We start from the raw sequence: 12,396 nt of genomic DNA on the forward strand, positions 1-12,396 counted from the left end.
GGATCACGACATGACCGCCACCCCCGCGAAGGCTCCGGAGTCGGCCACCCCGCCGGCTCCGGGGCCCGCCCCCACGTCCCCGTCCGCCACGGCGCCCCACGGGCACCGCCGGCTGCTCACCCGCCGCGACCGCCTCACGCTCGGCCTGATGGCGGGCGTGCCCACGATCCTGCACGTCGCCCTGGTGTGGCTGACGGCACTGGCCTCGATCGCACTGGCCTTCACCACCTGGGACGGCATCGGCTTCGACTCCATCAAGTGGGTCGGACTTCAGAACTTCCGTGAACTGTTCACCAGCAACCCGCAGTTCTGGCCCGCCGTCGAGCACAACGTGATCTGGTTCGTGGTGCTCATCCTGCTGCCCACGCCCTTCGGCCTGTTCCTCGCCGTGCAGCTGGACAAGAAGATCCGCTTCAGCCGCGTCTACCAGACCGCGTTCTTCCTGCCGGTCGTGATGTCGCTCGCGGTCATCGGGTTCGTCTGGCAGCTGATCTACAACCCGGACACGGGCCTGATCAACAGCATCATCGGCGCCAACAAGCCCGGCCACTACATCGACTGGATCGGCGACCCGGACCTCAACCTGTGGGCCGTGCTCGTCGCCGCGTCCTGGCGGCACGCCGGCTACATGATGATCCTCTACCTGGCCGGCCTGAAGAGCGTCGACCCCGCCCTGCGCGAGGCGTCCGCCCTGGACGGCGCCGGCGAGTGGCAGACGTTCAAGAACGTCATCTTCCCGACCCTGCGGCCCACCAACACCGTCGTCCTGGTCGTCACGATCATCGAGGCGCTGCGCGCGTTCGACCTGGTCTTCGTCTTCAACAAGGGCGCCCAGGGCACCGAACTGCTGTCGATCCTGGTGACCAACAACATCATCGGCGAGTCCAGCCGCATCGGATACGGCTCCGCGATCGCCGTCGTCCTGCTGGTGATCTCGCTCGCGGTGATCATCCCGTATCTGATCGCCACCTTCCGGAAGGAGCGGCGCGCATGAGCTCCCACCCGTCGCCCCCCACCACCCTGAACGTGGCGCTTCGCGCCGCCCCTTCGAACTCTGGCGGCCCGCGGGGGCAGCGCACACCGATCCGCCCCGCCCGGATCCTGCTGCATACCTTCCTCGTCGTCACCGCCCTGGCCTGGCTCGCCCCCCTGCTGTGGGCGCTGCTCGCGGCGATGCGGCCGTATGCGGAGACCAGCACCAGGGGCTATGTCTCCTGGCCCGACAAGCTCACCTTCGACAACTTCACGAACGCCTTCCAGCAGTCGGACATGCTGCACTACTTCGGCAACACGCTGCTGATCGCCGTCCCGGCCGTGCTGCTGACGCTGCTGCTGTCGTCGATGGTCGCCTTCTACGTCAGCCGCTTCGACTTCCGGGTCAACCTGTTCCTGCTGCTGGTGTTCACGGCCGGCAACCTGCTGCCCCAGCAGGTCATCATCACGCCGCTGTACCGGCTGTACCTGCTGATCGACCTGCCCGGCATCACCATGAGCGGCAAGCTCTACGACTCCGCGCTCGGCCTGGTGCTCATCCACGTGGCGTTCCAGTCCGGGTTCTGTGCCTTCGTGCTGAGCAACTACATGCGCTCCCTGCCGCATGAACTCACCGAGGCCGCCCTGGTCGACGGCGCCTCCGTCTGGCGCCTGTACTGGCAGATCGTGCTGCCCCTGTGCAAGCCGGCCATGGCCGCCCTGGCCACCCTGCTCTCCATCTGGATCTACAACGACTTCTTCTGGGCGATCGTCCTGATCTCCACCGGCGAGAACATGCCGATCACCTCGGCGCTGAACAACCTCTCCGGCCAGTACTTCACCGACCCCAACCTCGTCGCCGCCGGAGCCCTCCTCACCGCGATCCCGACCCTGATCGTGTACTTCGCGCTCCAGCGCCAGTTCGTCAGCGGCCTCACCCTGGGCGCCAACAAGGGCTGACGCCCACCTCCCCGAAAGAGAACCTCCGTGCACCACCCCTTCACCCCGGTCGCCTCCGTGCCGGTCGATCCCCGCAAGGCGCGCGTCCACGAGGAGGGGTGGCAGTCCTGGAGCCCCAGCGGCGCCTACGCCCTGGACGCAACGCCCTACCGCCCGACCAACGCCAACTGGGCCACGGTCTGCTACCGCCCCGGCGTCACCGCCCCCGTCGGCACCTTCCAGGGCGAGGGCCTGCTCGCCCTCGACCCCGGCGACGGCTCGCCGGTCCGGCTCTGGGCGGCGGCCGAGCCGACGCGTGAGGTGCCGTCGATCCGGCTGGTCGGCGGGGACGGGCGGGTCGCCGAGATCAGCGCCGACGGGCCGGTGAAGGAGTGGACCGGCCCGGACATCCAGTCGGTCCTGGGCGAGTGGGCCACCGGCCTCGGCCTCGACTCCCCCCGCCCGGCACCGACCGTCTGGTGCTCCTGGTACGAGTACTTCACGGCCGTCACCGAGGACGACATCCACGAGAACCTCCGCGCGATGGACACCCTCGACCTGCCCGTCGACGTCGTCCAGATCGACGACGGCTACCAGCGGGCCCTCGGCGACTGGCTCACCCTCTCCGGCCGCTTCCGCTCCCGCGCCGGCATCGCCGAGAAGATCCGCTCCCGCGGCCGTCGCGCCGGCATCTGGACGGCCCCGTTCCTCGTCGACCCGGCGAGCGACCTGGCCGCCGCGCACCCCGACTGGCTGGTCCGCGACACCACCGGCGGCTTCGCGCACGCCGGCCGCAACTGGGGCCACGACCTGCGCGTCCTGGACACCACCCACCCGGACGCCGCCGCGTACCTGACCGAGGTCTTCACGACCCTGCGCGCCGAGGGCTACGACTACTTCAAGACCGACTTCCTCTACGCGGGCGCCCTGGACGGCGTACGCCACGCGGACGTCGACGCCCTCACGGCCTACCGCGCCGGCATCGGCCTGATCCGCGACGCCATCGGCGAGGACGCCTACCTCCTGGGCTGCGGCGCGCCCCTCCTCGCCTCCATCGGCCTGTTCGACGCGATGCGCGTCAGCCCCGACACGGCACCCCACCGCCGCCCCGAGGCCGATGACTACAGCCAACCCGGCCAGGACCCCGCCGAGTTCACGGGAGCGGCCCGCCAGTGGCAGCACCAGCGCCTCTGGATCAACGACCCGGACTGCCTGATGGCCCGCCCGGCGGTCGAGACCCGCGAACAGTGGGCGGCGCACGTGGAGGCCACCGGGGGCCTGATGGCCTCCAGCGACCGGCTGCTGTCCCTGGACCCGTGGGGCGTGGAGACGACGCGGCGGCTCCTGTCGGGCGCCCGCCGCTGAGAGACGGCCGGGGCGCGGCACCCCCCGGCCGAGAGACGGGCCGGGGCGCGGCACTCCCCTAATCGTGCCGCGCCCCACCCCCGTTCCCCCGTCGGTCAGACCGCCTCGGCCTCGGGCAACGCCCCGGTCCGCGCCGCCCGGCCGTACCACAGGGCGCTCGTCTTCGGCGTGCGTTCCAGCGTCGCGTAGTCCACGTAGACCGCGCCGAAGCGCTTGCCGTAGCCGTACGCCCACTCGAAGTTGTCCATCAGGGACCACAGGTAGTAGCCCCGGACGTCCGCGCCGTCCGCGATGGCCCGGCGGACCGCCGACAGGTGGCCGTGCAGATAGGCGACCCGCTCCGGGTCGTGCACCCGGCCGTCGGAGTCGATCTTGTCGTCGTAGGCCGCGCCGTTCTCCGTGATGTACAGCGGCAGACCCGGCGCCTCCCGGGTGTAGCGCATGATCAGCTCGTGCAGACCGGTCGGGTCGATCGTCCAGCCCATCTCCGTGCGGTCGCCGGGCGTCTGGTGGAAGGCGACGTCGTCCGCGGCCGGCCACGGCGAGTGGTCGCTCGCCCCGTGACCGTCGGCGCGCGGCGCCTTCGCCGACGCGTCCGCCGCCGAGACCAGCGAGGGCGTGTAGTAGTTGAGGCCCAGCGCGTCCAGCGGCTGGTTGATCAGCTCCAGGTCACCGTCGTGGACGAAGCCCCAGTCCGTCAGGGACGCCGTCGCCACGTACAGCGACTCCGGGTAGGCACCGTGCAGCATCGGCCCGTGGAACACGCCGTTGGCCAGGTCGTCGATCCTGCGGGCCGCGTCCAGATCCGCCGGGTCCTGCGAAAGCGGCCGCACCACCGAGGAGTTGAGGCTGATCGCGACCGTGTTGCGGGCCGGCATCACCGACCGCAGCGCGGACGCGCCCAGCCCGTGCGCCAGATTCAGATGGTGCGCGGCACGCAGCGAGGCCGCCGGGTCCGTACGGCCCGGGGCGTGCACCCCGGAGGCATAGCCCAGGAACGCGCTGCACCACGGCTCGTTGAGCGTGATCCACTGCTCCACCCGGTCGCCCAGCGCCTCGCCGACGATCTGCGCGTACTCCGCGAACCGGTACGCCGTGTCGCGCTCCGGCCAGCCGCCCGCGTCCTCCAGCTCCTGCGGCAGGTCCCAGTGGTAGAGGGTCACGGCCGGCTTGATGTTCTTGGCCAGCAACTCGTCCACCAGTCGCCGGTAGAAGTCCAGGCCCTTCTGCACGGCCGGGCCCCGCCCGGTCGGCTGCACCCGCGACCACGAGATGGAGAAGCGGTAGGCGCCCAGGCCCAGCTCCGCCATCAGCGCCACGTCGTCGCGGTAGCGGTGGTAGTGGTCGACAGCGATGTCACCGGTCTCGCCACCGGCCGTCTTGCCCGGCGTGTGGCTGAAGGTGTCCCAGATCGACGGCGTACGGCCGTCCTCCCGCACCGCACCCTCGATCTGGTACGCGGACGTCGCCGCGCCCCACAGGAAGGCGGGGGGAAAGGCCACCGGAGTGGCCGGGTACTCGGAGTCAGGCATGGAAGCGCTCCCAAGGGGGTCGTATGGACCGACGAGTGGAGGGGGGAGGGGAGAAGGGGCCGAGGCGGCTGTGGCTCGGCCCCTGGGAAAGCAGGACTCAGCCCTTGACGGCGCCCTGCATGATGCCACCGACGATCTGCTTGCCGAAGATCGCGAAGACGATCAGGAGCGGCAGTGTGCCCAGCAAAGCGCCGGCCATGATCAGCGACTGGTCCGGGGTGTAGCCGCGCCCCAGCCCCGCAACCGCCACCTGCACGGTCGGGTTGCCGGTCTGGGTCAGGACCAGGAAGGGCCACAGGAAGTCGTTCCAGGTCTGCACGAACATCAGCATGCCCAGGACGGCCATCGCGGGCCGCGCGGTCGGGAACACCACGTGCCACACCACGCGCCAGCTGCTCGCGCCGTCCACCCGGGCCGCCTCGATGATCTCGTCCGGCAGCGCCTGGATCAGGTACTGCCGCATGAAGAACACACCGAACGCGCTCACCAGCGACGGGAAGATCACCGCTTGGAGCTGGTCCGTCCAGTCGAGCTTTGCGACCATCATGTACAGCGGGATGATGCTGAGCTGCGGCGGCACCATCATCGTGCCGATCACCACCAGCATCGCCGCGCCGCGGCCCTTGAAGCGCAGCTTGGCGAAGGCGAATCCGGCGATCGTCGACAGGAACACGATGGTGAACGACGAGATGCCGGCCACCAGGGTGGTGTTGAGGAACGCCTCGCCCAGGTTGGCGTCCGTCCAGGCCACTTCGAGCTTGTCGAAGAGGCCGGAGCCGAACCAGAACGGCGGCGGGGTCTGGGCCAGGCGCTGGTTGTCGCGCGAGGCGGCGATAGCTGTCCACACCAGCGGGAACAGCGAGATGACGGTGAAGAGGGCAAGGATGACGTACGCCACCGGGCCGGCGTGCAGCTGCCCGCCCGCGCGTGCCGCCTTCATGCCACGTGACCGCTTCGGCGGCTCGGGGACCGCGTCGGCCGGGGGTTTCGTCAGGGTCGTCGTCACGGCCGGTTCTCCTTAGCTACTGGCGCGCAGCCGGCGCGAGATGACGTAGTTGACGACCCCGATCACGATGAGGATCAGGAACATCGTCCAGGCGATGGCGGAGGCGCGGCCCAGGTGCTGGTTGATCCAGCCCTGCTCGTACAGGTACAGACCGAGCGTCTGGAACTGGTGCTGGGATCCGCCGGAGGCGCCCTTGTTCGCGTCGAAGAGCAGTGGCTCGCCGAACACCTGCGAGGCGCCGATGGTCGACACCACGACCGTGAACAGGATCGTCGGACGCAGCGAGGGCAGCGTGACGTGGAGGAACTGCCGCCAGCGACTGGCTCCGTCCAGTGCCGCCGACTCATAGAGGTCCTGCGGGATCGCCTGCATCGCGGCCAGGTAGATCAACGCGTTGTACCCCGTCCAGCGCCAGACGATGATGCTGGACACGGCGATCTGGGACGGCCACTTGTCGTTCTGCCAGTCGACGTGGTCGATGCCGACCGCGTTCAGCGCCCAGTTGATCATGCCGTAGTCGCGGCCGAAAAGCAGCACGAAGACCAGCGAGGCGGCGGCGATCGACGTGGCGTAGGGGGCCAGCATGACGACGCGGTAGAAGGTGGAGCCGCGCAGCTTGTAGTTGAGGATGTGCGCCAGGCCCATCGCCATCAGCAGCTGCGGAACCGTGGAGATGATGCCGATCGTCAGGGTGTTCTTCGCCGCGTTCCAGAAGAAGTCGTCGTCGAAGATCCGTGTGTAGTTGCGCAGGCCAACCCAGGACATGTCCGTGGGTGCCGTCAACTCCACCTGGTGAAGCGAGGCCCAGCCGGTGTACAGCAGCGGGAACAGGCCGAACGCGAGGAAGAGCAGGAAGAAGGGCGAGACGAACGCGTAGGGGCTCCACCGCATGTCGCGTTGCCAGCGACGGGAGAGCCGTGCGCGCTTCTTCATCGCCCGCTCCGTGTCCGCGTCGGCCGGCGGGCGGCCCGGGGCCGCGCCCCCCTCCTTCACGGGGGGCGCGGCGGTGTCGTGCCTGGATGCCATTCCGGTCACTGGTCCAGGTTGTTGTCGATGGTCTTGACGGCCGTGTTCCACGCCTCCTCGGGCGACTTGCCCTGGGTGACGAGGATGACGCCGTTGTCCGTCAGACCCTGCTGGATGATCTGGTCCTTCGGGCCGATCGTCTGCACCGGGCTGCTCTTTGCGGCCGCGGCGAAGATGGTGCCGATCGGAGTGTCACCGGTCATCTCGTTCTTGGCGCTCTTCACCGCGTCCGACTCGTAGGCCGCCGGGGTGCTCGGGAAGCTGCCCTGCACGGCGAACAGCTTGGCCTGCTGCTCGGGTGCGGTCAGCCAGGCGGCCAGCTTCGCGGCCGCCTCCGTGTTCTTGCCCGACTTGGGAACCGCCAGGAAGGAACCGCCCCAGTTGCCGGACTTCGGCGACGCGGCCACGTCCCACTTGCCCTTGGCGTCCGGCTTCGACTTGCCCTTGATGTAGCCGAGCATCCACGGCGGGCAGGACATCGCGGCGAACTTGCTGTTGGCGATCGTCGTGTCCCAAGCGGGCTGGAACTGAGTCTGGTTGCCGATCAGTCCGTCCTCGGCGGCCTTCGCGGTGAGGTCGAACGCGTCCTTCACAGCCGGGTTCGACTTGTAGATGACCTTGCCGGAGGAGTCGTAGAAGCGGTCCTTCTCACTGCTGAGGATCGCCTGGAGCAGACCGCCGGGGGAGTCCAGGAAGGTGGTGCCCTTCGGAGCCTTCTTCTTGTAGTCCTCGCCGACCTGGACCAGCTTCTTCCAGTCACCGGCCCACAGTTTGGCGACCTCCTCGCGGTCGGTGGGCAGACCGGCCTTCTCGAAGAGGTCCTTGCGGTAGCAGATGGCCATCGGGCCGACGTCCGTGCCCAGGCCCACGGTCTCACCGCCCTCGGTGGTGGCCTGCTGCCACTTCCACTCCAGGTAGTCGCTCTTCTTGCCGTACTTGGAGAGGTCCAGCAGCTTGGCGGACTGGGTCTTGACGATCTCGGCGATGTTGCCGACCTCGACGCCCTGGATGTCCTGCAGGCCGCTGTTGGTGGTCAGGTGGTTGACCAGGGTGGGGTAGTAGTTCTCGTTCCGCTCGACGACCGTCTGCTGGATGTCGATGTCCGGGTGGAGCTTCTCGTACTCCTTGTAGAGGCCGGCCTCCTCGAACCCGAAGGTGCCGAAGAGCCCCAGAGTGATCTTGGTCTTGCCGCCGCTGTCGCCGCCGCTGCCGCCCGACGAGCCGTCGCTTCCGCCGTCGTCGGCACAGCCGGCCAGCAGCCCGGCGCCCAGCGACGCGACGGCCGCGACGACCATCGCCTTGCGGGCGGTTCGGATGCGTGCTCGCATGTCGTCCTCCTGTTGCCCTGACGTGCCGACCCCCCGGCCAACTGCATTGTCGGACCGTTTTACGCGCTTAAGGCTCGGGCGGGGAACGTGCGGGTTGTGTATGTGTCAGGTAGTGTGGGAGCGCTCCCACCAGTGATGTGTTGAAGAGTCCCCGGTCGCGGCGGGGGTGTCAAGGGACCGGACAGGGAGAGATGCGTTCAGTTATCTGCCTGTTAACTGGACCCGGGGCCGGACCGGTTGGGGCCCGGGCCGTAGGGATCAAGCCGACAGGAATGCCGGTCGCGCCGGTTCCACCGGCGAAGCGGAGGGCCGGGGGCGGCGCGCCCTCGGCTGCGGTCGGGCGGCTGACGAGCCTGTTAAATTCCAGGCCAGTCGCAGAGTGCGGGTGTGGACGGGAAGGCGGAGCCCATGGCAACCCACGGAGCGCGGGGCCGAAGTGGTGGCCGGCCCACCCTCGAAGAGGTGGCGGCGCGCGCCGGTGTCGGCCGCGGCACCGTCTCGCGGGTGATCAACGGCTCGCCCCGGGTCAGCGACGCGACCCGCGCGGCCGTCGAGGCGGCGGTCGCGGAGCTCGGCTACGTCCCCAACACCGCGGCCCGCGCCCTGGCCGCCAACCGTACGGACGCGATCGCGCTGGTCGTCCCCGAGCCGGAGACCCGGTTCTTCGCGGAGCCGTACTTCTCGGACATGCTGAAGGGCGTCGGGTCGGCGCTGTCCGACACGGAGATGCAGCTGCTGCTGATCTTCGCGGGCAGCGACCGGGAACGCGCCCGCCTCGCGCAGTACCTGGCGGCCCACCGCGTGGACGGCGTCCTGCTGGTCTCGGTGCACGCGGACGACCCGCTGCCCGACCTGCTGGCCCAGCTGGAGATCCCGGCGGTGATCAGCGGTCCGCGCTCGTCGGCGGAGACGCTGCCGTCGGTCGACTCGGACAACTACGGCGGCGCCCGCCAGGCCGTCGAGCACCTGCTGTCCCGGGGCCGGAGCCGGGTGGCCCACATCACCGGCCGCCTCGACGTCTACGGTGCCCAGCGCCGTGTCGACGGCTACCGCGAAGCCATGAGCGACGCCGGCCTCGGGGTGGACGAGGGGCTGATCGAGGCGGGGGACTTCACGGAGGAGGGCGGACACCGGGCCATGGCCGTCCTGCTGGAGCGCCACCCCGACATCGACGCGGTCTTCGCCGCCTCCGACGTCACCGCGGCCGGCGCCCGCCGGGCGCTGCGCGACGCGGGCCGCCGCATTCCGGAGGACGTGGCGCTCGTCGGCTACGACGACTCCGCCATCGCCCGCCACATGGAACCGCCGCTGACCAGCGTCCGCCAGCCCATAGAGGAGATGGGCCGCCGGATGATAGACCTCCTGCTCACCGAGGTCGCCGACCGCCGTCCGCTGGCGTCCCGGGGCCTGGAGCGCCGGCAGATGGTCCTGGCCACGGAGCTGGTGTCCCGGTCCTCTTCGTGACGCAACGGCCCACGGGCGCGGGGGAGTCGGCTAGGGCGTGACGGCGGTCCGCGGGCCGAGGCCGGGGTGGCGCCGCAGGACGTCCAGGCCGTCGGGCACGAACAGCCGGTTCCGCAGCGCCTCCCGCAGGTCCGCCTCGCCGAGCCACCCGTGCCAGGCGATCTCGGACGGGTCGGGGGTGAGGGGCTCCGTCACGACGGCCTCGTGCACCCCGAGCCAGTACGGGCTGATCGCCCCCCGGCAGAGGAACTTGAAGACGAACCGCACCCGCGCCCGGACGCCCAGCTCCTCGGCCAGTTCCCGGGTCGCGGCCTCCTCGTAGGACTCGCCGACCTCGACGGCCCCGCCGATCAGCCAGTCGTGGTGGCCCGGGAAGCGGGACAGGTGCTCTGGCCTGCGATGTACCAGCACCCGTCCCCGCGAGTCACGGCACACCGTGGTCGCGACCCGGTGCGGCCAGCCCTCGCGGATCGCCTCGTCCCGGTCGACCACCCCGAGCACCCGGTCCTGCTCGTCGACCCGTTCCACCCGCTCACCCATGGGCCTCACGGTCCCACGCCCTCACACCCGGGCCGGCGCCGGCCGTCGCAGCAGGTAGACCGCCGCCGTCACGACCAGGACGGCCATGCAGGCGATGAACACCAGCCCCGCTCCCTCCAGGCCGATCGGCCCGGTCAGCAGGCCGACGCCGATCACAGGGACGGAGATGCCCGTGTAGGCCACCACGAACAGCGTTGAGATCACCGCCGCCCGCTGGTGCTCGGGCGAGGCCTGGGCCACGTCGGACAGGGCGCCGCGGAACGCCAGGCCCTGGCCGATTCCGCCGACGAGCGCGCTGGCGACCAGCAGGGCCATCTGGTCCCAGCGCAGCGCACCGGCGAGCAGCGCGAGCCCGGCGAGGAGCCCCGCGCAGCCCAGCGGCAGGGAACGCCGTACGCCGACCCGGCCGACCGCGAGTTGTCCGACGGTCGACGAGAAGAACGCCAGCGCGACGATCAGCCCGCTCACGGCGTGGTCGTCGACGTCCAGGGATTCCACGAGGAAGGCCGGGCTGACGGAGGTGAACACCCCGAACAGGGCGAAGCCGACGAAGGAGGCGGTGGCGGCGGGGCCGAACACCGCGCGCACCTGCGGGGGCAGGGCGGGACGCTGCGGGCGTACGGCGCGCAGCGGCTGCCGTTCCCGTACGGTCTCCGCGAGCCGCAGCAGGACGGCGGCCGAGGCGGCCACCAGCGCGAGGTGGGTGACGAACGGCAGGTACAGCGGCCAGGAGGCGTACTGCGCGAGAAGCCCGGAGAGCAGCGGACCGCAGCCCAGTCCGCCCATGTTGGCGGCTGTCGCCACGAACGTGGCCCGGGAGGCACCGCCCTCGGGCGCCAGCTCCATCACGTATGCCGTGGCGGCCCCGGTGAACAGCCCGGCGGACAGTCCCGACAGCAGCCGTCCCGCGTAGAGCCAGCCGAGCCCGGTGGCGCACAGGAAGCAGACGGCGCTCAGTGCGGCGAAGCCCAGACCGCACAGCAGGACCGGGCGCCGGCCCACGGCGTCGGAGGCGTTGCCGACCAGCAGCAGCACTCCGATCACCGCGAAGGCGTACAGGGCGTAGACCACGGTGACGGTGAGCTCGGAGAAGCCGAACTTGTCCTGGTAGAGGGGATAGAGGGGAGTCGGCAGTGTGGTGCCGGCCATGCAGACGGCGAACACCGCACCGCCGAGCACACACGCGCGCCATCCCGGGCGTCCACCGTCCATACGGCCGACGGTAGCCGCGGCCCGCGGACGCGCCCTCGACCGGCGCGCTGGAAACACGCGCGCTGGAAAAGACCCGCGCCTGGAAACGCTTCAGCCGGTGGCCTCTTCCGAGACCACCGGCTGAATACTCAGGGTGAGTGACGGGACTCGAACCCGCGGCATCCTGGACCACAACCAGGTGCTCTACCAGCTGAGCTACACCCACCATGACCGGCTTGGAGATCAGTGATGTCCCCGACCGGCCGAGAAAAAGTGTACAGGGTCCGAAGGGGTGCTCGCGCCCGGCTTTCTCCGCGGCCCCCGACGGGCCCCCGTCCTGCCTACTGAGCAGGCAGGACGTGCTTCGCGGCGATCGTCCGCGCGGTGTCCGAGTCGGGCCCGGGCTGCGGGACGAACAGGGCCTCGCGGTAGTACCGCAGCTCCGCGATGGACTCGCGGATGTCGGCGAGCGCGCGGTGGTTGCCGTTCTTCTGCGGGCTGTTGAAGTACGCCCGCGGGTACCAGCGGCGCGCCAGCTCCTTGATCGACGACACATCGACGATCCGGTAGTGGAGGTAGCTCTCCAGCGTCGCCATGTCGCGCAGCAGGAAGCCGCGGTCGGTGCCGACGGAGTTCCCGCACAGTGGGGCCTTGCCCGGCTCCTTGACGAACTCCCTCACGTACGTCAGGACCTGGTCCTCGGCGTCCTTCAGCGTCGTGCCGCCGGCGAGCTCCTCGAGCAGCCCGGAGGCGGTGTGCATCTGACGCACCACGTCCGGCATCGTCTCCAGCGCCTGGTCCGGCGGCCGGATGACGATGTCCACGCCCTCGCCGAGCACGTTCAGCTCGGAGTCGGTCACGAGGGCGGCCACCTCGATGAGCGCGTCGTCCGACAGCGAGAGGCCGGTCATCTCGCAGTCGATCCACACCATGCGATCGTTCATGTGTCTAACCTTACGGCCCGCCGCCACCGGCCGGGCCGCCCGTGCCGGGAAAGCCGAAGGGCCCGCGGGGAGACGTGCTCCCCGCGGGC

The 12,396-nt window shown here is 70.2% G+C and carries 11 protein-coding genes and 1 tRNA gene; 4 read left to right on the top strand and 8 right to left on the bottom strand.

The features are described 5' to 3' along the window. Nucleotides 1-10 precede the first annotated feature (10 nt). From IE153_RS05990 to IE153_RS06000, 3 genes are read left to right on the top strand one after another with little or no spacing between them, the layout of a single operon-like run. The gene (locus tag IE153_RS05990) at nt 11-994 is read left to right on the top strand and encodes a carbohydrate ABC transporter permease (protein ID WP_189588717.1); all 984 of its coding nucleotides are present in this window, start codon (nt 11-13) and stop codon (nt 992-994) included. Further along, entirely contained in the window at nt 991-1,932 is a 942-nt protein-coding gene (locus IE153_RS05995) for a carbohydrate ABC transporter permease (RefSeq protein ID WP_229828843.1), read from the top strand. The genes IE153_RS05990 and IE153_RS05995 overlap by 4 nt, the downstream gene beginning before the upstream one ends. A 27-nt stretch (nt 1,933-1,959) precedes the next feature. Continuing rightward, nucleotides 1,960-3,276 (top strand): glycoside hydrolase family 36 protein, encoded by a 1,317-nt coding sequence (locus tag IE153_RS06000; RefSeq protein WP_189588718.1) that lies wholly within the window; start codon nt 1,960-1,962, stop codon nt 3,274-3,276. A 95-nt stretch (nt 3,277-3,371) separates the two neighbouring features. Here the strand turns inward: IE153_RS06000 and IE153_RS06005 are convergent, their stop codons facing one another. From IE153_RS06005 to IE153_RS06020, 4 genes are all read right to left on the bottom strand, one after another. Further along, on the bottom strand, nt 3,372-4,808 hold the full coding sequence (locus IE153_RS06005; RefSeq protein WP_189588719.1) for a GH1 family beta-glucosidase: 1,437 nt from the start codon (nt 4,806-4,808) through the stop codon (nt 3,372-3,374). A 97-nt stretch (nt 4,809-4,905) separates the two neighbouring features. After that, nucleotides 4,906-5,814 (bottom strand): carbohydrate ABC transporter permease, encoded by a 909-nt coding sequence (locus IE153_RS06010; RefSeq protein ID WP_102912406.1) that lies wholly within the window; start codon nt 5,812-5,814, stop codon nt 4,906-4,908. Between the two features lie 12 nt (nt 5,815-5,826). Further along, a complete protein-coding gene (locus tag IE153_RS06015) occupies nt 5,827-6,840 on the bottom strand; it encodes a carbohydrate ABC transporter permease (RefSeq protein WP_189588720.1) in 1,014 nt (337 codons plus the stop codon). Nucleotides 6,841-6,845: 5 nt separating this feature from the next. Further along, nucleotides 6,846-8,168 carry an ABC transporter substrate-binding protein gene (locus IE153_RS06020; RefSeq protein ID WP_189588721.1) on the bottom strand — a complete coding sequence of 441 codons (1,323 nt, stop codon included), beginning with the start codon at nt 8,166-8,168 and terminating at the stop codon, nt 6,846-6,848. A gap of 408 nt (nt 8,169-8,576) precedes the next feature. On the opposite strand from IE153_RS06020, the gene IE153_RS06025 reads away from it, so the two are divergent. Then, nucleotides 8,577-9,632, top strand: coding sequence for a LacI family DNA-binding transcriptional regulator (locus tag IE153_RS06025; protein ID WP_189588722.1), 1,056 nt, complete (start codon nt 8,577-8,579; stop codon nt 9,630-9,632). Nucleotides 9,633-9,662: 30 nt separating this feature from the next. Here IE153_RS06025 and IE153_RS06030 read toward each other — a convergent pair whose 3' ends face one another. The 4 genes from IE153_RS06030 to orn form a co-directional block, all read right to left on the bottom strand. Next, a complete protein-coding gene (locus tag IE153_RS06030) occupies nt 9,663-10,172 on the bottom strand; it encodes an NUDIX hydrolase (RefSeq protein WP_189588723.1) in 510 nt (169 codons plus the stop codon). A gap of 21 nt (nt 10,173-10,193) precedes the next feature. Further along, entirely contained in the window at nt 10,194-11,384 is a 1,191-nt protein-coding gene (locus IE153_RS06035; protein WP_189588724.1) for an MFS transporter, read from the bottom strand. A gap of 132 nt (nt 11,385-11,516) precedes the next feature. Then, nucleotides 11,517-11,589, bottom strand: a tRNA-His gene (locus IE153_RS06040). A 115-nt stretch (nt 11,590-11,704) separates the two neighbouring features. Beyond that, nucleotides 11,705-12,307 (bottom strand): oligoribonuclease, encoded by a 603-nt coding sequence (orn, locus tag IE153_RS06045; protein WP_185014008.1) that lies wholly within the window; start codon nt 12,305-12,307, stop codon nt 11,705-11,707. Nucleotides 12,308-12,396 lie beyond the last annotated feature (89 nt).

Source organism: Streptomyces massasporeus, assembly GCF_014648995.1.
Classification (GTDB): Bacteria; Actinomycetota; Actinomycetes; order Streptomycetales; family Streptomycetaceae; genus Streptomyces; species Streptomyces massasporeus.